Raw genomic sequence first — 20,152 nt, 5'->3', positions numbered from 1 at the left:
GCGGCTATCCCGCTTCGGGCTGGGTGGCCGGTGCGGCGGCGGGCTCCTTGGCGGCCCCCGGCGGCTCGGCGGCGAGGTCGGCGCGGTGGCTCTCCTTCGTGGCGAGGATGCAGGCCACGGTGACCAGGCAGCAGGCCGCGATCAGCGCGGAGATGCCGAGCGTCCCGGCGCCGCCGGTCAGCATCCCGGCGAACACCACGGGGGCGAAGCCCGCTCCGGTGGCCGCGATCTGGTAGCCGAGCGAGGCGCCCGTGTAGCGGGCCCTGGTGCCGAACATCTCCGAGTAGAGCGCGGCGAGCGGGCCGTACATCGCCGGGTGCGCCACCGACTGGCCGAGCACGACGGCGAGGGTGAGCAGGGCGACCGACCCCGAGTCGATCAGCGGGAACAGCAGGAAGCTGACGGCCGCCATCGCGACGGCCCCGGCCAGCACGACCGGGCGCCGGCCGATTCGGTCCGACAGCGCGGAGAAGCCGATGATGCCGAAGACCGCGCCCGCCGAGGACAGCGTGAGGGCGTTGAGCACCGTCTGGCGCGAAAACCCTCCGGCCTGGACCGCGTAGGTGATGACGAACGTGGTCAGCGTGGCCTGGGCGACGAACGCCCCGAACCCGACGCCCACGGCGAGCAGGAGGTTCCTGGGGTAGCGGCGGAAGACCTCCAGCAGTGGCGGGGCCTCGGCGCGCGCCGACCTGGCACCGGCGAACACCGGCGTCTCCTCGACCTTCAGCCGCACGAACAGGCCCAGCGCGAGCAGCAGGATGCTGAGCAGGAACGGGATCCGCCAGCCCCAGGAGAGGAACTGCTGGTCGGTGGTCAGCGCCCCGGTGAGGGTGAGCACGAGCGTGGAAGCCACCATGCCGGTGGGCGCGCCGGCGTTGGTGAAGCTCGCCCACAGGCCGCGCCGGGAGGTCGCGTGCTCGGCCGACATCAGCACCGCGCCGCCCCACTCCCCGCCGACCGCGACGCCCTGCAGCACCCGCATGGCGACCAGCAGGATCGGCGCCCACACGCCGATCTGCCCGTAGGTGGGCAGGAGCCCGATGATCGTGCTGGCGACGCCCATGAGCACCATGGTGATCACCAGCATCCGCTTGCGCCCGAGCCGGTCGCCGAAGTGGCCGAACAGGATGCCGCCGAGGGGGCGGGCGACGTATCCGGTGGCCAGCGTACCCAGGCTCGCGACGGTGCCGACGAGCGGATCGAGGCTGGAGAAGAAGACCTTGCCGAACACCACCGCCGAGGCCGTGGCGTACAGCAGGAAGTCGTAGTACTCGATCACGCTGCCCAGGTAGCTGGACAGCACGGCTCTGCGGAGCTGCGTCGGTGAGGGGTGTGACATCGCGGTGTCCCTGTCTCTCGGTGGCCGCTGTGTGCCCTCGAAATTAAGCAAATATATGACTGCCGTCAATATGTTGCCCACTATCAGGTTGGCTACCCTGGGAACGTGACAGAGGATCTCCACGCTCCGGACGACCTGACCGAGCCCGCCGGCGCGCCCCGCCCGCAGACGCTGCTGCTGACCTTCTTCGGCGGCTACGTCCTCGGCCGCCACGTCCACGTGGCCACCTCCAGCGTGCTCGACGTGCTGGGCAGGGTCGGGGTCTCCGAGGAGGCCACGCGGTCCACCCTGAGCCGGATGGCGCGCCGCGGCCTGCTCCACCGGGTACGGCGGGGCCGCAACGTCTACGTGGGGCTCACCCCGCGCTCCCGGGAGATCCTGCACGACGGGGAGTTCCGCATCTGGCGGATCGGCGCGGTCAACACGCACTGGGACGGCACGTGGACGCTGCTGGGCTTCTCGCTGCCGGAGTCGTGGCAGCGGCAGCGGCACGTGCTGCGCTCGCGCCTGCTGTGGGCGGGCTTCGGCGCACTCCAGGGCGGCCTGTGGATCGCCCCCTCGCCCGTGGACGTCAAGCCGCTGCTCGACGGCCTGGAGGCGGCCGAGCACGTCAAGGTCTTCCAGGCCCGCGCCGTGCCGCCGACGGACGTCGGGGAGCTGGTGCGCGACGCCTGGGACCTGCGCGAGGCGGCCGCCCGCTACCGCCGCTTCCTCGACCGCTGGGACACTCCCTCACCGCCCGCCGAGCCGTCCGACAGCCTGGCCCGCCAGTTGCTGCTGCAGACGGAGTGGCTGCAGGTCATCCGGCAGGATCCCCGGCTGCCGCAGGAGCACCTGCCGGAGGACTGGCCGGCGGAGCGGGCGCAGCGGGTGTTCCGCGCGCAGTACGCGGAGCTGGACCCGGCGGCCAGGGCGATCGCGGCGCAGGTGCTGGACACGATTCCGGACGAGCAGGCGGACGGCCCGGGCTGAGCCGGGTTCACCCGGCCAGGGCGCGGGCGCCGTCGCGGATGAGCTCCAGGGCGGCGCGGAGCTCGGCCTCGTGGGTGCGGTGGCCGGTGGGGTTGAGCCGCAGGAAGTAGCGCCCCTCGACGGTCGTGCTGGACAGGAAGATCCGTCCCGTGGCGTTGACGCGGTCCAGCAGCCGGCGGCCGGCCTCGTCGCCGTCGCGCGGCCGGAACACCACGACGGTCAGGTCCGGCTCCCAGGGCACCTCGAAGAGCGGATCGGCGGCCAGCTCCCGGTAGGCGAGCCAGGCCAGGTCGAGCTTCTCGTCCAGGGCCGCGCGGAAGGCGGCCACGCCGTGCAGGTGCAGCGGGAGCCACAGCCGCAGGCCGCGGAACTCCCTGGTCAGCTCCGGGCCGTCGTGCCCGAAGTCCGGCAGCCCGCCCACGGTCCGCAGGTCCTGGAGGTAGTCGCCGCCGCCGGCGTGGGCCGCGCGCAGCGTCACGGGGTCCCGGACGAGGAGCACGCCCGTGCCGTACGACAGGAACAGGCTCTTGTGCGGGTCGACGACGATCGAGTCGGCGCGCTCGACCCCGGCCAGCCGGGCCCGGCCGCGGGCGGTCAGGCGCAGCCCTCCGCCGTAGGCGGCGTCCACGTGGAACCACAGACCCTCGCGCGCGGCCAGCTCGCCCAGCTCCGGCAGCGGATCGACGGTCCCGGTGCTGGTCGTGCCGGCCGTGCCCGCCAGCAGGAACGGCCGCAGGCCCCGGGCCCGGTCCTCCTCGATCATCCGGGCCGCCGCCACCGGGTCCATGCGCAGCCGCCGGGTCGGCACGACCCGCACGGCCGACGCCGGCAGGCCGGCGATGCGGGCCGCCTTGGCCACGCAGAAGTGGGTGTGCTCGGTGACGTACAGCCGGGCGCCGGCCAGGTCCTCGCCGAGCCGGTCGTGGCGGGCGGCGACGACGGCCGCCAGGGTCGCCAGGGACCCGCCCGTGGTCACCAGCCCGCCCGCGCCCTCCGGCAGGCCGAACAGGCCGGCCAGCCAGCGCAGCACCCCGTGCTCCATCGCCACCAGCGCGGGAGCCAGGTCGGCCACGGTGGTGAACCGGTTGTGGACCTGGGCGAAGGCGTCGGCGAGCGCCGAGGAGACCAGCCCGCCGGCCGGGAAGTAGGCCAGGTAGCCGGGACTCGACGGGTCCAGTCCGTGGGCGGCGGCCTCCTGGAAGGCGTCCAGCAGCCGGTCGAACCCGCCGCCCTCCTCGGGAGGGGGCTGCAGCATGCGCGCCACGGCGTCGGCGGCCTCGCCGAACCGGCTGGCGGGCGCCTGGGGCAGGCCGTCGAGGTAGTCGGCGATACGGGAGACGATCTCCCGGCCCATCGCCTCGACGGTCTGCCGGTCCGGTTCCAGGCTCTGGCCGGTTCTCTGGCTGGTGCGGTGCATGACGGCGCCTCCTGACGTGCGGGGTTTCCCGTCACGCTAGGGAGGGCGGGTACGGCGGGGCTTGTACGAAATCGCCGCCACGCCGGTAGGCCCCGGGCGTCACGCCGACGATCCGGTGGAAGTGGCGGGTCAGGTGCGCCTGGTCGAAGAAGCCGACGGCCGCGGCCACCTCCGCCGGCGGCAGCCCGCGCTCCAGCAGCCGGCGCGCCCGGCGCACCCGCAGCTGGACGAGGTAGGCGTGCGGCGGCAGCCCGTAGGCCTCGCGGAATGACCGCAGCAGCGTGGAGGGCCGCGTGCCGGCCGCGGCGGCCAGCTCCTCCAGGCCGGGCGGATCGACGAGCCGCTCGTGCAGCAGGTCCCGCGCCCGTGCGACATGGCCGCCGCGCGCCTGCTCCTCGGGGGCGGCCGGGGACGATGAGCCGTGCGCGGCCAGCACCGACCTCAGCGCGACGCGCAGCCGCGACTCCGCGGTGAGCGCGTCCTCGGTCTCGGCCGCGGCGTGCGCCCACACCAGCAGCCGCGCGGCCCGGGCGTCGTAGACGATCCGCCGGGGGAAGGACGGCGTGCCCCGGCCGCCCCCGATCTCGGCCAGGACCTCCGCCCGCGGATACAGCACCCGGTACCGCCAGCCGCCCTCCAGCGCCGCCCCGGTGTGCACCACCTCGGGGTTGATGAACACCACGGCCCCCGGGCCGGCCCGCTCGACGCCGTCCGCGAACCTGATCTCCTCGTGCCCGTCCTCGACCACGCCCAGCGCGAACGTCTCGTGCCCGTGGCGGGCGAACGCGTGCCGGACGAACCGCGCTCGCATGAGCTGGAGGCCGCCGAGCCCGTGCAGCCGCCACAGCCGTACTTCGGATCGGGCGCTCATGAAGGCCGATTATGGGGCAAACCCGGAGTCATGCCCCGCCTGGCCGTGCTCGTCGCGTTCGTCGCGCTCGTCGCGCTCGTCGTGCTCGTCGTGCTCGGCTGCCTCGGCCATGCGCTTGATGCGCGCCAAGCGCCGATCCCACTCGGCGGCCAGCGCGGCCATCCACCGCGCCGTCGCATCCAGCGCCGCCGGCCGTACGGCGTAGCGCACCTCGCGGCCGGCCCGGCCGCCCGCCACCAGCCCGGCGGCCTCCAAGACGGCCAGGTGCTTGACCACCGCCTGCCGCGAGACGGGAAGTCCTTCGGCCAGCCGCGTCGCGCTGGCCTCGCCGTACGTGGCGAGCAGGTCGAGCAGCCGCCGCCGCGTCGGGTCGGCCAGCGCGGCCAGCACGCTGTCGACCGCCCCGGCCGATCCGGCCACCTCGCCGACCCCGGCGGAACCTGCCACTTCGCCGGTTCCGCCGGTCCTGCCGGTCCCGCCCGTCCCGTCGGCGTCGGGGCGGGCGGCGCCGCGGCGTTCGCCCATCACGCGGACGGCTGTCCAGCCGACTGCTCGGCGCGCTTCTTGAACTCGTCGAGCACCTGAGGCCAGCCGGTGGTGTTGTCCCGCAACGCCCGGCGGCGCAGCTCGTCGGACCCGGCCAGCGCCGCGAACCCGCTCTCCACCACGCGCAGCCGCGTCTTGTCGCCCTCCTGGGTCAGTGTGAACTCCACCAGCGTGCTGTTGTCCTCGCGCAACTCCTCCCCGGGGAACGCGCTGGCCCAGCGGTAGGCCACATAGGTCGGCGGCTCGACCTTCTCCACGCGCACCGGGAAGTCGCCGTACTCGGCGTTGCGCGCCACCATCGACACTCCTTCCACGGCCACGGTGCCGGGCAGGCTCCCCTCGTCGGCCACCCAGAACCCGGGCTGGGCCACCAGCGGCCACACCCGCTCCAGGGGCGCCGCGATCAGGGTCTCGCGCTCGATCCGGTCCTCCATCATGAGGGTTCCCTTCGCTGTCGCCATTGAGTGCAACCTCAGAGTTGCACATCAACTCCTCAAAGCGCAACCCTGGAGTTGCACTTCGATCCCGGCTCGGGCGGAGTCATCATGGTTCTCGTACGGCCCGCACCTCCCGGGCTCCGGCGCATGAGGATGTGAGGACGCGAGGCGGCGATGGGACCGATCTACGTGCAGCGTGTCTACGACCACCACCCCGCCCGGGGAGCGGCCTTCCTGGTGGACCGCATGTGGCCGCGCGGCGTCGCCAAACAGGACCTGCGCTGCGACGGCTGGCTGAGGGACGTCGCGCCGTCGACCGAGCTGCGCCGGTGGTTCGGTCACCGGCCCGAGCGCTTCGCCGAGTTCGCCAGGCGCTACAGGGCCGAGCTCGACGCCCGCCCCGAAGCCGTCCGGCCCCTCCGCGAGGCCGCCGCCCGGGGTCCGGTGACCCTGCTGTACTCGGCCAGGGACACCGAGCACAACCAGGCCGTGGTGCTCCGCGACTACCTTCTCGAGGATCGCTCCTAGGCCACGCCGCGCGCCGGGCGGTCGACGCGGTAAATGTAGTGAGCCCGGTCGTCGGCGGGATTGTCGGGCTCCAGCTCGCCCTCGGCCACCCGCCGCAGACCCGCCTTCTCCAGCGCCCGCCACGAGGCGCGGTTGGCCGCCTGCACGGGGACGACGACGCAGGTGGCGTCCGGCATCTCCGGCCAGGTGTGCTCGACGATCGTGCGAATCATGCGCGTGCCGATGCCGTGACCGGTCTGCTCGGCGTCGCCGATGAGGTAGTCGATCGTCACCGCGCCCTCGGGAACGGGGGTGATGGCGGCGATCTCGGCCAGGTAGTCCGGATAGTCACCGAGCCGCGACCGCTGCACCAGGCCCAGGGGCCGTCCGTCGAGCAGGACGAGCAGGTCCTCCGACGGCTCCTCGCCTCGGGCGGCCGGGCCGAAGTCGCGCGTCACGGCCTCCAGGGAGGTCTCGTGGTGCCACCACCGGGCCACATGAGGCTGCTGGAGCCACGTCCGCAGCAGCGGGAAGTCGTCCTCGCGAAGACGACGCCATGTGATCATGCGGGTTCCTTCCGGCGACGGCGGCCACGAGAGTGAACCATGCCTCGGTCTGGGCGGCGTCGGCAACGGCTTTCTGTCGGTCCTCCTTGCCAGACTGCGGGGCATGGCAAGGTGGGAACAGTTCGAGAGCGAGGCCGGGGAGCTCGCGTCGGCGGTGAAGGCCCGCTTCCAGGCGGCCGAGACGCACATCCTGGCCACGCTGCGCAAAGACGGCTCCCCGCGCGTGAGCGGCACCGAGGTCGACTTCCTGGGCCCCGACCTGTCGTTCGGCTCGATGCTCAACGCGGTCAAGGCCCGCGACCTGCGGCGCGACGGCCGGTGCGCGATCCACGCCCATCCGAGCAAAGACGGCGACGCCAAGGTCGCCGGGGTGGCCGTCGAGGTGACCGGCCCGGAGAAGGGCGCCTACACCACCGGCTCCGAGCCGCCGGGCGACTTCCACGCCTTCCGTCTCGACCTCCGTGAGGCCGTCATCACCGGGGTCGAAGGCGACGAGCTGGTCATCCGGCTGTGGCGCCCCGGCGAGGGGGTGAGGACGTTCCGCCGCAAATGACGCAAACGGCCCGTCCCGCCCGGAAGCCCTCGCGAGCCGGCGCAGGCCGTGCGGGCGGGCTCAGCGGCCCGTTCTGGGGCCTTTGAGGCGGGCGCCGCGCGGGGAGACGCGCAACGGGGAAGGGCATGAGCGCGTCCGGGATCCTCGCTGCGCCCTCACACATACGGAGAGACGCGGAAGGGCGGGGAGTCGGCGGGCCGCTCACGGGGATCCGGCGCCGGGTCGGCGCCGGGCGGGCGCGGGTCCGGGGCAGGGCCGGTCCGCGGCGGTGCGGCAGGGCCGGTGGGCGGCGTCGCGGCCGCCCTGTTCGCCGCCGCCTTCGGCACGGCCGCCACGCGGCTGCGGCCTCCGGCCTCGTAGCGCATGCGGTAGCGCGGCACGCCCATGGCGTCCAGGACCCGCACGGTGGCGGCGGCCATCTCCGGCGGGCCGCAGATGAACACCTCGGCGTCCAGCCCCACCCCGTAGGCGGCCAGCGCCTCGGAGACGGTCTCCGACACGCCGTGCTCCCGCGCCTCCTCGGAGATCGACGTCACCACCCGCATCCGGCCGTGCCGTTCGGCCAGGTCCCGCAGGCCGGGCAGGTCGTAGGCGTCGGCCCGGCGGCGGACCCCGTGGAACAGGTCGACCTGCGGGTGGTGCGGCAGCCGCATGGTCTCCTCGGCGATCGCCTTGAGCGGGGCCAGGCCGGTGCCGCCGGCCACGCAGACCAGCCGGGAGGCGTCGCAGTCCTCGACGGTCAGCGAACCCTGCGGCGGCCCCAGCCACAGCACGTCCCCGGGGCGGGTGTGGTAGGCCAGCGCGGTGCTCACCCACCCGCCGGGCACCACGCGCACGTGGAAGGAGAGCAGGTTGTCCGCCCGCGGCGCGTTCGCGATCGAGTACGGCCGCCACACCCGCGGCCAGCGCGGGGTCTGCAGCGAGGCGTACTGGCCGGCCCGGTACGGGTAGGGCTGGTCGGGCTCGACGGTGAACACCACGATGTCGCGGGTGCGCAGCTCGTGGGAGACGACCCTGGCGCTCCAGTACGGCGGCGCGGTCTCGGCCTCCGCGGCGGCGATCATCACCTGGGCGATGGCGTCGTAGGCGTCGGTCCAGGCCTGGTCGTAGGCGGGCAGCCAGGCGCCGCCGGCGTTCGCCCGCATGGCCGCGACCAGGCAGCGCCCGACCATGGGGTAGTGCTCGGGGCGCACGCCGTACTTGCGGTGGTCGCGCGCCAGCCGGGCCAGGTACCCGTGCAGCGCCTCGGTCTGCTCCAGGCCGAGCACGATCTGGGTGAGGGCGCGCAGCAGCCGGTCCCGCTGGAGGTCCATGGCCGGCGGGAACATCTCGCGCACCTCGGGATGGCGGGAGAACAGCAAGGCGTAGAAGTGCGCCGCGACCTTGTCCTGCACGCCCTCGACCAGCCGCCAGCTCTCGCGGATCGAAGCGATGTCGACACCCATGCTCGCGAGCGCCTCAGCGGGAGATCTGCTCTACCGCACCGGCGCGCGTCTCCTGGACCCCGAAGTAGTCGCCGGTGGCCGGGCGGCTCAGCCGCCGATCGGACCTGGCCAGCCGGGGGATGTGCTTGGAGCAGTGGATGTAGGCCTCCTCGACCTCCACCGTCACCCATCGCTCGGCGCGGCGCCCGGAGGTCTGGTCCGCGCCGTCCAGGCCGTAGCGGCGCTGCACTTCGTTCGCGGTGACGATCATGGCGCGGCCGTTCACGTGCAGCCCGACCAGGTCCTCGAAGAAGTCGACGAACAGCAGGCTGATGTGGGGGTTCTCCAGGATGTTGCCCAGGCTGGCGAGCACGCCGTTGCCGCGGTACTCGGGGTAGGCCAGCAGCCGGTCGTCGATCACCCGCACGAACCCGGGCGGGCCGGCGCGGAAGGTGGTGTCGCAGTTGCCCGAGGCGTCCGCGGTGCCGACGAAGGCCATCTCCTGCCGGGCGATGAACTCCTTCATGTGCGGCGTCAGCCGGTCCAGGACCTGTTGCTCGTAGAAGCGCGTGGCGCGCTCCTCGGTGGCGAACAGGCGCTGGAGCACGTGCTCCCCATGAGATCCCGGCCGCCCCCCGCCGTGCGGCGGCGTGTCCTCTCCGGCACCGGGATAGGCGCAGAAACCGTCCAACATCGCTCCCCTGCTAGGTCCGGACCGCGGAAACCGGCCTCACGCCCCACAGGCGTGCCGGAGCCATCCCATCTGGTAAGAACCGCTCCGTTTCCGGTCTGTCGCAACGAGTGTTGGATCTTATGGCATTAAACCTCATTTGTCAGAGTTATTGACAAGATTCACAGTAGTTTCGCCGGCAGTGCCATCGCCTGACCATGCTCGCCGGCCGGGACCGGGCGCGGCCGGCCTCCCCTGGTCTAGCCGGGCCTCGTGCCGAGGAGGACGCCCTCGATGTGGCCGGCGGCGGCCAGCAGGTCCCGGTCGCGTCCCGCCGGAGCCGACACCAGGAACCCGGCGCGGCCGCTCTCCGGGGTGCCGACGGGCAGCGTCACCCCCGGCATGCCCAGGTAGCTGAGCAGCATCGTGGTCCGCAGGGTCCAGCGGTTGACCTCGTCGTAGCGGCCACGGACGGCGAAGCGGGCCGGCCGCCGCAGGACACCGGGATCCACCTGCGCGCGCTCGCCGCTGTCCAGCAGCCGGCCGTACCGCTGGAAGGCCTCCGCCTCGACGATCGTGGCGTGCTCGTCCAGGAGCGCCTGCGCCCGTGCCAGCACGGGCACGTCCCGGGTCTCCACCCGCAGGCCCTCGCTTGACAGCCGCGCCAGGCAGTCCTCGAAGCGGCGCCGTACCGCGGGCGTGCAGTCGTCGAGGAGCTCGCCGGCCGGGACGACGAGACGGGGCGGCCGGTCGGCCGGCGCCTGAGGCGGGGCGTCCAGGAGGACGGCGTCCGTCGCGACGATGTCGCGCACGGCGGCGGCCAGCACGCCGACGCTGTCGAGCGTGGGCGCGAGCGGCAGCATGCCGCGCGAGCCGTACCGGCCCTCGCTGGCCTTGTACCCGACCACCCCGCAGAAGGCGGCGGGCACGCGCACCGAGCCGGAGGTGTCGGTCCCGATCGCGACGGGCACGACGCCGAGGGCCACGGCGACCGCGGATCCGGACGACGATCCCCCGGGGATCAGCGGCTCGCCGCCGCCCGGGTTGGCGGGGGTGCCGAAGTGCGGGTTGACGCCCAGCCCGGAGAACGCGAACTCGCTGAGGTTGGTCTTGCCCACGCAGACCATGCCGGCCGCGGCCAGCCGCCGGACGACCGAGGCGTCCCGCCCGGCCGGCGGGCCGGAGGCCAGCAGGCGCGAGCCCGCCGTGGTGACCGTGCCCGCGACGTCGAACAGGTCCTTCACGGCGACCGGCACGCCGTCGAGGGGGCTCAGGGGCCGGCCGGCGGCGAGACGGGTACGGGCCGACCCGGCCTCGCGCTCGGCCCTGCCGGCTGTCAGTGCGGTGAAGACGGCGACGGCCTCGGGCCGACGCGCCAGGCGCAGGGCCTGCGCGCACAGCTCGGCGGCGTCGAGGTCCCCGGCCGCCAGCCGCTCCCCGATGGCGACGGCGTCGAGGTTTCCGGCCGCCGGCCGTTCCCCGATGGCGTCGCCCGGATAGGGCCGGCACGTCGGCATGTGTCCTCCTGGCGGCGGGCTCCTGGGTCCCAGGAAAGCACGACCGCGGATCCCGCAGTGATGGAGAAAAGCACAGCAAAACTCAGAAACGCTAGATGATCATCTATAGCTCGCGCGTCGGACCCGATGGTTTCCTGGCCGCCATGGAACCCATGACCGCCCGAGGACGAACCGTGGTGCCCGCCCGCGAAGGGCGTGCCCTGAGACTCTCCGCCGGTCAGCGCGTCAGCATCGTCGACCTGGAAGGCGGGCAGGTCGGTGACGTCTTCGCCTTCGCCGCCGACGACGTGACCGAGCACCTCAGCGCCTCGCACACGCGCGCCGCGACGAACCGGCTCTTCCCGGCGGTGGGCCAGCAGTTCGTCACCGACCGCCGGCGCCCGATCCTCACGCTGGTGTCCGACACCTCCCCCGGATGGCACGACATGCTGATCGCCGCCTGCGATCCGGCGCGCTATGCCGCGCTCGGGGCCGAGGGCTTCCACGCCTCCTGCGCGGAGAACCTGCGCCTCGCCCTGGCGTCGCTGGGCCTGGCCGTCCCTGTCACGCCGCAGCCGGTCAACGTGTTCATGCGGATCCCGGTCGACGGCCAGGAGCTGCGCTGGCTGCCCGCGGCGAGCCGCCCGGGGGACGCCGTCACCTTCCAGGCGGCCATGGACTGCGTGCTCGTGGTCTCCGCCTGCCCCCAGGACCTGGTGGGGATCAACGGCGGCCGGCCCACGCCGCTGGCCGTCGACCTGCTGCCCGACCTGAACTGACCACAAGGAGCCTCATATGACCGCATCCCACGCCTCCCCTGCGCACCCGGCGCTCCAGCCGGAGCGGATCGGCCGGCTGGACCTCGCCAACCGGCTCGCGGTCGCCCCGATGACGAGGGTCTCGGCCGCTCCCGACGGCACGCCGACACCCGAGATGGCCGACTACTACGCCGAGTTCGCCGGGGGCGGGTTCGGCCTGGTGATCACCGAGGGGACCTACACCGACACCGCCTACAGCCAGGGCTATCTCAACCAGCCCGGGATCGTCACCGAGGGGCACGCCGCCGCCTGGCGCGAGATCGCCGAGCGCGTGCACGCCGCGGGCGCCAGGATCGTCCTGCAGCTCATGCACGCCGGCGCCCTGTCGCAGGGCAACCGCTACCGCGACGGCACCGCGGGCCCGTCGGCCGTGCCGCCCGTGGGCGAGATGATGCCCGAGTACGGCGGGCGCGGCCCCTGGCCGATCCCCAAGGAGATGAGCCGGGACGACATCGACGCGGCGGTGCGCGGCTTCGTGGCCTCCGCGGCGCGCGCCCGCGAGGCCGGGTTCGACGGCGTGGAGGTGCACGCCGCCAACGGCTACCTGCTGGACCAGTTCCTGACCGAGTACACCAACCGGCGGGCCGACGAGTACGGCGGCCCGGTCGCGTGCCGCGTGCGGCTCACCGCCGAGGTCGTGGCCGCCATCAGGGCCGAGCTGGGCGCCGATTTCTGCGTCGGCGTACGGCTGTCGCAGGGCAAGGTCAACGACTTCGCCTACCGCTGGCCGGGAGGCGCGCACGACGCGCGGATCATCTTCACCGCGCTGGCCGAGGCCGGGGCTACCTACCTGCACATCGCGAGCGAGGGGCGGGACTGGGTCGAGACCGCGCGCCTGGACGGCGAGGTGACGATCACCGGTCTGGCGCGGCGCGTGACCGGCCTGCCCGTCATCGCCAACGGCGGCATGCACGACCCGCGGCAGGCGGCCCAGGTCCTGGCCGACGGCCACGCGGACGTGGTGTCGATCGCCCGGGGCGCGCTGGCCAATCCCGACCTGCCCCGGCGGCTGGCCGAGGGCCTGCCGCCGGAGCCGTTCGACCATGGGATGCTGGAGCCCATGGCGACGCTGGCCAACGCCCGGCAGTGGCGCCAGGCCGCCGAGGCCGGCGTCTGACGTCGCGGGAAAGCGGGAAGCGGGAAGGGGGCACGGACGTGAACGGGAGCTGGCACCACGGCGCCGCCGCCGTCGTGACGTTGACCTTCGACGTGGACGCGGAGACGCCGATCCTCGCCCAGGGGCGGAAGTACGCGCGGCACGCGAGCACCATGTCGCACCAGGCGTACGGGCCCGACGTCGGCCTGCCCCGCATCCTCGATCTGCTGGACGAGCTCGGCGTGCCGGCCACCTTCTTCGTCCCCGGGTGGGTGGCCGAGCACCGGCCGGGCCTGGCCAAGTCGATCGCCGACCGGGGGCACGAGGTGGCGCACCACTCCTACAGCCACCGGCCGCCCACGTCGATGACGCCCGAGGAGGAGCGGGCCGACTTCGAACGGGCCCTGGAGGTGTTCGCCGCCCAGGGGATCGAGATCGCCGGGCATCGCGCCGCGCTGTGGGAGGCCAGCTGGCACACCGCCGGGCTCGTCGCGGAGTACGGCCTGCTCTACGACTCCTCGCTCATGGGCGACGACCGGCCGTACAAGGTGGCGACGGACGCCGGGCAGGTCGTCGAGCTGCCGGTCCACTGGTCGCTGGACGACTGGGAGCAGTACGCCTTCCTGCCCGCCCCGCACGTGGGCGCGGTCATCGAGTCGCCGGCCAAGGTGCTGGAGCTGTGGCGTGCCGAGCTGGACGGGATGCGCCACTACCGGTGCCTGTTCAACCTCTGCGTCCATCCGTTCCTGTCCGGCCGGCCGGGCCGGGCCATGGCGCTGCGCCGGTTCGTCGAGTACGCGCTGGAGTGCGGGGACGTGCGCTTCGCCCAGTGCCGCGACGTGGCGGCGGACGCCAAGGCCGACCCCGCCCTGCCGGTCCGCCGGCCCCAGGCGCCGCCCGCCGACCCGGCGGTCTACCCCCACTAGGGGGTCATCCGGCCCCTTCGACGGTTTCGACGGCTTCGGCGGCGAAGGCCAGGAACAGGTCCACGCGGTCCTCCGTGCGCCCGACGTCCCGCCCGGTGAGCTCGGCGATCCGGGCCAGGCGGTTGCGCAGCGTGTTGACGTGCACGTGGAGGGCGGCCGCCGTCGCCGCCCAATGCCCGTCGTGGTCGAGGAACGTGCGCAGCGTCAGCTCCAGGTCGGTGCCGCGGCGCGCGTCGTGCTCCCGGACGGGCGCGAGCAGGTCGCGCGAGAAGCCGCCGAGCACCTCGGGGTCCACCAGGCCCAGCAGCAGCCGGTGGGTGCCGAGCTCGAGGAAGCCGCGCACGGCGGGTCCTCCCCGGGTACGGCGCAGCACGCGGCAGGCCTCTCTCGACTGCAGCAGCGGGCGGCGCAGCTCGGCGGAGTGCGCCGCGACGCCCCCGAGCCCGGCGACCAGGCGCCGCCCGGGAAACCGCCTGTCGACGCTGGCGACCAGGCGCTCGGCCAGCGCGGGCAGCGCGTCCTCGGGCCGGCGCCAGGCGAGCACGGCCACGACGTCCTGGGTACCTCCCGCGACGACGGCCGGCACGCCGTCGGCCGCCAGCAGCTCGGCGACGATCTCGGCGAGGCCGTGCAGCGTGGCGGCCTCCTCTCCGGCGAAGGCGAGCGTGCAGACCGCCAGCGGCCCGCCGGGGTCCACCCCGAACGCCCTGAGCCGCCCCGCCACCTCCGCCGCCCGCCGGCCGCCCGACAGGATCATCTCCAGCAGCTCGCCGGCGAAGCGCATCTCGATGGCCTGCACCGCCTGCTGCTTGGCCACCTCCAGGCTGAGGAACCTGGCCGCCTGCTCCAGCGCGTCCCGCTCGGCGGGATCCAGCCCGGCCAGGGGGCGCAGGCAGATGAGCGCGGCGTCGGTGTCGCCGACCGCCCCCACGGGGAACAGCGCCGCGTGGCCGGACCCCATGTCGATCTCCAGGGCGGGCGGGCGGCGCGACAGCCCGGCCACGACGGCGCGGACCTGCTGCTCCTCCAGCGCCACCCCGACCGCCGCCAGCACCCGGCCCATGCGGTCGATCACCGCCAACGGCAGGTCGTGATCCCTGGTGAGCACGCGCAGCACGCCGGAGGCGCCCGCTCCCCGCGAGATGGCCGTGGCCAGCGCGTCTCCCCTGCGCACCATGCCGATGAGGTCGCGCTGCCGCTCGTCGGCGTACATCGCCGAGACCGCCTCCGAGACGGCGGTGAACGGCACGGCCGGGGAGATCTCCAGCAGCGGCAGCCCCGCCTCCCGGCAGGCCGCGACGAGCTCGCCGGGGGTGCGCGGGGTCTCCGCGCGCAGGCCGTACACGATGCCCGCCGCCTTGGCGCGCTTGACGTTCGCGACGAACTCGGCCGGGCTCGCCTGCTCGGCCCACAGGCCGTTGGTCAGCACGAGCTCGCGTTCCCTGAGATACCGCGAGGGGTCGGGAAGCTCGGTGTTGTGCACCCAGGCCACGGGCTCGTCCAGGGCGCCGGGCGGCCCGGGAACGAGGATCCGGAGTTCGAGCGAGGCGTTCCGGGCGAGGGAAGCCAGCGTGAACATGCTGTGAATATAAACATCAAGACGGTCGAGTGCTAGAGCTTCCTCCACTCCTCAGCGCCGGGTGACGGTGCTTTTGTGGTGCCAGTCACACGAGGAGGGATCCATGACCGCGAGCACCACCGGCCAAGCCGAGGCTGTGCGGTTCGACGCCCACGGCGTCGAGCCCATCCCCGCGCAGGCCCGCGACTCCACCCCCTGGCAGCAGTTCTGGATCTGGTCGGGAGCCAACATCGCCCCCATCAACTGGGTCCTCGGCGCCCTGGGCATCACGCTCGGCCTGAGCCTGCTGGAGACCGTCGTCGTGGTGGCGGCCGGCAACCTGGTCGGCTGCGCCGTTTTCGGGCTGTTCAACCTGATGGGGCACCGGACGGGCGTCAACCAGATGGTGCTCGGCCGGGCGGCCTTCGGCCGCAGGGGCGCGATCGTGCCCGGCCTGGTCCAGGGCCTGCTGGCGATGGGCTGGGTCGGCGTCAACACCTGGGTCGTGCTCGACCTGGTCCTGGCGATCCTCGCCCGCATGGGCGTGCACGGCGGGACGGGCCTGAAGTACCTGGTGGCGGCGATCATCATGGCCACCCAGCTCGGCCTGGCGCTGTACGGCTTCTACGCCATCCGCACGTTCGAGAAGTACACCGTCCCCGCCACCGTGGCGCTCATGGCGATCATGACCGTCCTGGCCGTCGTCCAGGTCGACCCCGACTGGACGGCCGCCACGGCGACGACGGCCGGCTCCAAGCTCACGGCGGTCACGCAGCTGCTCACGGCGATCGGCATCGGGTGGGGCATCAGCTGGCTGCCGTACTCGGCGGACTACAGCCGGTTCGTCAAGGTCGGCACGTCCGGCCGCGCCGTGTTCTGGTCCACCGCGCTCGGCATGTACGTGCCCACGGTGTGGCTGGCCACGCTGGGCGCCTACCTGGCCAGCACCGGCACGGAAAGCGACCCGTCCAGCCTGGTCACGAGTGCCTTCGGGGTGATGGCGGTCCCGGTCCTGCTGCTGATCATGCACGGGCCGGTGGCGACCAACATCCTCAACCTCTACTCCTGCTCGCTGGCCGCCCTGTCCGTCGGCATCAGGATCGCCCGGTGGAAGCTCACGCTGATCGCGGGCACGGTGGCCTCCGCCGTGCTGGCCGTCTTCGTCCAGGCCGACAGCTTCGCCAGGGCGTTCGACCACTGGATGGTGTCGATCCTGGTCTGGATCAGCCCGTGGGCGAGCATCGTGCTGGTCGACTTCTTCGTCCTGCGCAGGGGCCGGGTCGAGGTGGCCTCCCTGTACGGCGAGGCGGCCTCGCCGTACGGGCCGGTGAACCGGAAGGCGATGATCAGCCTGGTGCTCGGGCTGGTCGCGGCCTGGAGCTGGGAATACGGGATGGTGCCCGCCACGCAGGGGCCCATCGCGCGGGCCATGGACAACACCGACTTCTCGTGGCTGTCGGGGAGCCTGGTGGCGGGCGGCCTGTACTACCTGCTCAGCGTGCGTGCCGCGGCCCGGCGGCGCCACCGGGTGCGGCGGGCCGCCCCCGCGCCGGCGGCGAGCAGCCCGCGCGAGTAGACCCGCCGTCAGCGGGTCCTGGCCACCTCCGCCGCCACGGCGCGGAAGGCCGTGAGGGCCTCCTCCTGGTCGGGACGACCCCCGGAGACGGTCGACTTGACGATGACCACGCCGTGCCGCGGCGAGACGTAGACGTACTGGCCGCCGAACCCGGCCGCCATGAAGTCCCCGTCCCCGCCGAGCCACCAGTGCAGGCCGTAGCGCGGGTTGGCCGGGGACGGCGTGGTGGAGGCCCTGACCCAGGAGGCCGGGACGACCTGGCGGCCGCCCGCCTTGCCGCCGCGCAGATAGAGCAGGCCGAAGCGGGCGAAGTCACGGTCGGTGGCGTGGTAACAGCAGTAGCCCAGGCTGTCGCCGTGGGAGTCGCCGTCCACCCTGGCCGTGGACTCCATGCCGGCGGGCCGCCAGATCTTGCGCTCCACGTAGTCGTGGTACGGCACGCCCGTCGCCTTGGTGACGAGGCGGGCCAGGACGAAGGAGTTCATGCTGGTGTACTCGAACCGGCTACCCGGCTCCCAGCCGCGTTCCTGACGGGCGGCCATCTTCCTGATCGGGTAGCCCTTGCCGGCGGCGGCATGGAGGCGGGGCACGTCGCGGGCCTCGTCCCAGGCGATGCCGGACGACATGTGCAGCAGCTCCCGGATGGACACCCCGGCGTAGCCCGAGCGAGCCAGCTCGGGCAGGTACCGGTCCACCGGGTCGTCGATCGAGCGGATCTTGCCCTCGCCGAGCGCGATGCCGACGGCGGCCGAGGTGAACGACTTGGCCACCGACCAGGACTGGAACCGCGTGGTACGGCGCGCGCCGGTGTAACGCTCGACGACGATGTCCTGACCGTCGAGGACGAGGAAGCCGTTGGTCTTGGTACGGGCGAGGAAGTCGTCCAGGGTGTGCTCCCGGCCCTGGTAGGTGTAGGTCACCGAGAGCTTTCTGGGGGCGCTGCGCAGTTCGACCGGGTGTGTCGACGGCCGCAGTATGTCGGCGGTTGCGGTCGAGGCCGAGGCCGAGGCCGCCGAGGCCGCGGTCACGGTCGCGCCCGTCATGACCGGCGCCAGCGCCAGCGCGATGGCGTAATGGGTGATGCGCATTGTCATCTCCTCCGAAGGGTTGCTCCGGCGGGATGGTGACGCGGCTTTCTGGCATTTCTCTGGCAAAGCGGCTATGTCACCCATGACTGCACGGAGTACGGGGGTTCGCAGCCGACCAGCGGCAGGCGTACCTCGGCACGCGCACCGGCGCCCTCGAGGGAGGCGCCCAGCGTGGCGGTGCCGCCGTGCAGGGCCGCCTGCTGCCGGACCAGCGTGAGCCCGAGCCCCGAGCCGGGGCTGCCGGGGCGGCGGCGGAAGCGGGCGAACATCTCCTCCCGCTCCCCTGGCGCGATCCCGGGGCCTGCGTCCTGCACGGCCAGGACGATCTCCTCGCCCGCGTCCAGGGTCACGACGATCGCGGCCCGGCCGGAGCCGTCGGCACCGTGCACGGCGGCGTTGTCGAGCAGGTTGTCGGCCACCAGGCGCAGGCCCTCAGCCCAGCCCCGCACCAGCACGCCGTCCGCCACGCGGGCGGTGATCACGGCGTGCGGGTGGCGGCGCCGCGCCTCCTCGACCGCCTCACTGACGATCTCGGTCAGGTCGGTCTCGGCGAAGGCGGAGGGATCGAGCAGCTCACCGCGCGCGAGCCTGTGCAGCATCGTGATGAGCCGCTGGACGCGGCCGTGCTCGGCGACCAGGTCGGCGATGATCTCGGCGCGATCCTCCGGGTGGAGCTCGGGGTGGTCCAGCAGCGTGAGGTTGGCGCCCATGCTGGTGAGCGGGGTGCGCAGCTCGTGCGCGGCCGTGGCCGCGAACGCACGAGCGGTCTGCAGGGCCTCCTCGGTACGGGTCACGGCCGCGTCGCGCCGGTCGAGGAGGTCGTTCAGCAGGCGCGCCAGTTCGTCGATCTCCGTGACGCCGGCCGTGGTCACCAGGCGGGTCTGCGTGCGGGAAGGCGTGTCGATCGAACGTGCCTGCCTGCTCAGCCGCGACAGCGGCCGCACCGCGAACCTGCCCAGCCCCAGCCCCGAGACCACGCCCACACCGGCCGCGACCAGCGTGACGGACACCAGCCGCTGCCCCAGCAGAGCGATCTGGCCGGAAAGCCGCTCCTCCGGCTCGAACAGGATCAGCCGTGCAGCTCCCTGCCGCCCCAGCGGGGCCGCCGCGAACCGCCAGCGCCGCTGCCCCTCGGCGTGGTCGCCGGGGCCGGAACCGGCCGGAAGGGTGCCCGGCACATCCCCCATGACGAGGAGCTTCTCGCCGTCCGCGGCCGCCACGCAGACCCCGCCGGTGCCGGCGGCCGCGGCCAGCCGCTGCTGGAGGAAGTCCGGCGGTACGGCGGGCAGCACGCGGGGCCGCCAAGCATACGAGGCCGCCATCGGGGCCAGCGCTCGCAGCCGCACGGCCAGCTGGTCGTCGCGCTGGGCGCGCAGGTCCCGCGAGGCCAGCCCCAGCACGACCAGCCCGGCCAGCCCGACCAGCAGCGGGACGGCGACGGCCAGGCACAGCGCGAAGCGTGTGGACAGCTTCATGGCTCCCGCAGCACGAACCCGACACCGCGCACCGTGTGCAGCATGCGCGGCTCGCCGTCCGCCTCCAGCTTGCGCCGCAGGTACCCGACGAAGGTGTCCACGGCGTTGTCCGTCACCTCGAAGTCGTAACCCCAGACCCGCTCCAGCAGCACGGACCGGGACAGCACGATGCCGGCGTTGCGGGCCAGCACTTCCAGCAGGTCGAACTCACGGCGCGTCAGCTCCACCTCGCGGCCGCGCACGGTCACCCGGCGCGCGTCCGGCTCGACGAGCAGCGGCCCCACGCGCACCGCCGTGCCCGGGGCACGCCCGGCGCGGCGTAACAGGGCCCGCAGACGCAACACCAGCTCCCCGAGGTCGAACGGCTTGACGACGTAGTCGTCGGCGCCCGCCGCCAGCCCGGCCCTGCGGTCGGCCACCTCGTCCATGGCCGACAACATCAGCACCGGCACCTGCGACCCGGCTTCCCGCAATCGGCCGCACACCTCGATACCCGAGATCCCCGGCATGGAGACGTCGAGGATGATCGCGTCAGGCCGCTCCGCCGCCCGCTCCAGCGCCTGCCGCCCGGAGCCGGCGGTGTCCACGGCGAAACCCTCAAGCCGCAGGCCGCGCTGGAGCGAACGCAGGATGGCCGGATCGTCGTCCACGGCCAGGATCCGGTACCCGGTCATCGCCGCAGTTTATGCCGGTCCAGGCACGGCCGGCGGGTCACGAGGACCTCCGCCCCTCGGGCGCCGCCGCCGTACCCGTCCACCGGCATGCCGCTAGAAGTCCATGTCGCCGCCGCCGGGGACGGCCGGGGCCTTCTCCT

Annotated in this window: 20 protein-coding genes; 7 read left to right on the top strand and 13 right to left on the bottom strand. The window is 73.5% G+C overall.

The window, feature by feature from the left end:
- Positions 1 to 4: 4 nt before the first annotated feature.
- Entirely contained in the window at positions 5 to 1,342 is a 1,338-nt protein-coding gene (locus BSB02_RS34510) for an MFS transporter (RefSeq protein WP_084965198.1), read from the bottom strand.
- 105 nt (positions 1,343 to 1,447) lie between these two features.
- On the opposite strand from BSB02_RS34510, the gene BSB02_RS34505 reads away from it, so the two are divergent.
- Positions 1,448 to 2,314 (top strand): PaaX family transcriptional regulator, encoded by an 867-nt coding sequence (locus BSB02_RS34505; protein WP_084965197.1) that lies wholly within the window; start codon positions 1,448 to 1,450, stop codon positions 2,312 to 2,314.
- A gap of 7 nt (positions 2,315 to 2,321) precedes the next feature.
- On the opposite strand, the gene BSB02_RS34500 is transcribed toward BSB02_RS34505, so the two are convergent.
- The 4 genes from BSB02_RS34500 to BSB02_RS34485 are packed head-to-tail and all read right to left on the bottom strand — an operon-like array spanning position 2,322 to position 5,609.
- A complete protein-coding gene (locus tag BSB02_RS34500; RefSeq protein WP_206185042.1) occupies positions 2,322 to 3,731 on the bottom strand; it encodes a pyridoxal phosphate-dependent decarboxylase family protein in 1,410 nt (469 codons plus the stop codon).
- A 31-nt stretch (positions 3,732 to 3,762) separates the two neighbouring features.
- Positions 3,763 to 4,602, bottom strand: coding sequence for an AraC family transcriptional regulator (locus BSB02_RS34495; protein WP_084965196.1), 840 nt, complete (start codon positions 4,600 to 4,602; stop codon positions 3,763 to 3,765).
- Positions 4,603 to 4,611: 9 nt separating this feature from the next.
- Entirely contained in the window at positions 4,612 to 5,127 is a 516-nt protein-coding gene (locus tag BSB02_RS34490) for a metalloregulator ArsR/SmtB family transcription factor (RefSeq protein ID WP_084965195.1), read from the bottom strand.
- Positions 5,127 to 5,609: an SRPBCC domain-containing protein gene (locus BSB02_RS34485; protein ID WP_240506928.1), complete on the bottom strand. Its 483-nt coding sequence runs from the start codon at positions 5,607 to 5,609 to the stop codon at positions 5,127 to 5,129. The genes BSB02_RS34490 and BSB02_RS34485 overlap by 1 nt, the downstream gene beginning before the upstream one ends.
- 150 nt (positions 5,610 to 5,759) lie before the next feature.
- Here BSB02_RS34485 and BSB02_RS34480 point away from each other — a divergent pair, with 150 nt between their 5' ends.
- Entirely contained in the window at positions 5,760 to 6,113 is a 354-nt protein-coding gene (locus BSB02_RS34480) for a DUF488 domain-containing protein (protein ID WP_084965193.1), read from the top strand.
- On the opposite strand, the gene BSB02_RS34475 is transcribed toward BSB02_RS34480, so the two are convergent.
- The gene (locus tag BSB02_RS34475; RefSeq protein WP_084965192.1) at positions 6,110 to 6,658 is read right to left on the bottom strand and encodes a GNAT family N-acetyltransferase; all 549 of its coding nucleotides are present in this window, start codon (positions 6,656 to 6,658) and stop codon (positions 6,110 to 6,112) included. The two genes, BSB02_RS34480 and BSB02_RS34475, sit on opposite strands and share 4 nt — an antisense overlap.
- Before the next feature lie 103 nt (positions 6,659 to 6,761).
- Between BSB02_RS34475 and BSB02_RS34470 the strand changes: the two genes are divergently transcribed.
- A complete protein-coding gene (locus BSB02_RS34470; protein WP_084965230.1) occupies positions 6,762 to 7,211 on the top strand; it encodes a pyridoxamine 5'-phosphate oxidase family protein in 450 nt (149 codons plus the stop codon).
- 155 nt (positions 7,212 to 7,366) lie between these two features.
- Here the strand turns inward: BSB02_RS34470 and BSB02_RS34465 are convergent, their stop codons facing one another.
- The 3 genes from BSB02_RS34465 to BSB02_RS34455 all read right to left on the bottom strand — a co-directional run bounded on the left by BSB02_RS34465 (position 7,367) and on the right by BSB02_RS34455 (position 10,822).
- Positions 7,367 to 8,656, bottom strand: a complete 1,290-nt coding sequence (locus BSB02_RS34465; RefSeq protein ID WP_084965191.1) for a globin domain-containing protein — start codon at positions 8,654 to 8,656, stop codon at positions 7,367 to 7,369.
- Positions 8,657 to 8,669: 13 nt separating this feature from the next.
- The gene (locus tag BSB02_RS34460; RefSeq protein WP_240506926.1) at positions 8,670 to 9,242 is read right to left on the bottom strand and encodes a pyridoxamine 5'-phosphate oxidase family protein; all 573 of its coding nucleotides are present in this window, start codon (positions 9,240 to 9,242) and stop codon (positions 8,670 to 8,672) included.
- 323 nt (positions 9,243 to 9,565) lie between these two features.
- Positions 9,566 to 10,822, bottom strand: a complete 1,257-nt coding sequence (locus BSB02_RS34455) for an amidase family protein (RefSeq protein WP_206185041.1) — start codon at positions 10,820 to 10,822, stop codon at positions 9,566 to 9,568.
- A 143-nt stretch (positions 10,823 to 10,965) separates the two neighbouring features.
- Here BSB02_RS34455 and BSB02_RS34450 point away from each other — a divergent pair, with 143 nt between their 5' ends.
- Genes BSB02_RS34450 through BSB02_RS34440 form a run of 3 tightly spaced genes read left to right on the top strand, consistent with a single transcriptional unit; the run spans position 10,966 to position 13,641 of the window.
- Positions 10,966 to 11,580, top strand: coding sequence for a DUF1989 domain-containing protein (locus BSB02_RS34450; RefSeq protein ID WP_084965228.1), 615 nt, complete (start codon positions 10,966 to 10,968; stop codon positions 11,578 to 11,580).
- A 16-nt stretch (positions 11,581 to 11,596) separates the two neighbouring features.
- Positions 11,597 to 12,736, top strand: a complete 1,140-nt coding sequence (locus BSB02_RS34445) for an oxidoreductase (protein WP_084965189.1) — start codon at positions 11,597 to 11,599, stop codon at positions 12,734 to 12,736.
- 38 nt (positions 12,737 to 12,774) lie between these two features.
- On the top strand, positions 12,775 to 13,641 hold the full coding sequence (locus BSB02_RS34440) for a polysaccharide deacetylase family protein (RefSeq protein WP_084965188.1): 867 nt from the start codon (positions 12,775 to 12,777) through the stop codon (positions 13,639 to 13,641).
- A gap of 4 nt (positions 13,642 to 13,645) precedes the next feature.
- Here BSB02_RS34440 and BSB02_RS34435 read toward each other — a convergent pair whose 3' ends face one another.
- Positions 13,646 to 15,220: a PucR family transcriptional regulator gene (locus BSB02_RS34435; RefSeq protein WP_084965187.1), complete on the bottom strand. Its 1,575-nt coding sequence runs from the start codon at positions 15,218 to 15,220 to the stop codon at positions 13,646 to 13,648.
- Between the two features lie 103 nt (positions 15,221 to 15,323).
- Here BSB02_RS34435 and BSB02_RS34430 point away from each other — a divergent pair, with 103 nt between their 5' ends.
- Complete coding sequence (locus tag BSB02_RS34430; RefSeq protein ID WP_084965186.1) at positions 15,324 to 16,775, top strand: purine-cytosine permease family protein; 1,452 nt, start codon at positions 15,324 to 15,326, stop codon at positions 16,773 to 16,775.
- Positions 16,776 to 16,783: 8 nt separating this feature from the next.
- Here BSB02_RS34430 and BSB02_RS34425 read toward each other — a convergent pair whose 3' ends face one another.
- From BSB02_RS34425 to BSB02_RS34415, 3 genes are all read right to left on the bottom strand, one after another.
- Positions 16,784 to 17,863 carry a serine hydrolase domain-containing protein gene (locus BSB02_RS34425; RefSeq protein WP_084965185.1) on the bottom strand — a complete coding sequence of 360 codons (1,080 nt, stop codon included), beginning with the start codon at positions 17,861 to 17,863 and terminating at the stop codon, positions 16,784 to 16,786.
- Between the two features lie 71 nt (positions 17,864 to 17,934).
- Positions 17,935 to 19,338, bottom strand: coding sequence for a sensor histidine kinase (locus BSB02_RS34420; protein ID WP_084965184.1), 1,404 nt, complete (start codon positions 19,336 to 19,338; stop codon positions 17,935 to 17,937).
- Positions 19,335 to 20,012, bottom strand: a complete 678-nt coding sequence (locus tag BSB02_RS34415) for a response regulator transcription factor (RefSeq protein WP_084965183.1) — start codon at positions 20,010 to 20,012, stop codon at positions 19,335 to 19,337. The genes BSB02_RS34420 and BSB02_RS34415 overlap by 4 nt, the downstream gene beginning before the upstream one ends.
- Positions 20,013 to 20,152 lie beyond the last annotated feature (140 nt).

The sequence above is a fragment of the Thermoactinospora rubra genome (assembly GCF_002093975.1).
In the GTDB taxonomy this organism is placed as follows: Bacteria; Actinomycetota; Actinomycetes; order Streptosporangiales; family Streptosporangiaceae; genus Nonomuraea; species Nonomuraea rubra_A.
This window is presented reverse-complemented; position numbering and strand designations above follow the sequence as displayed.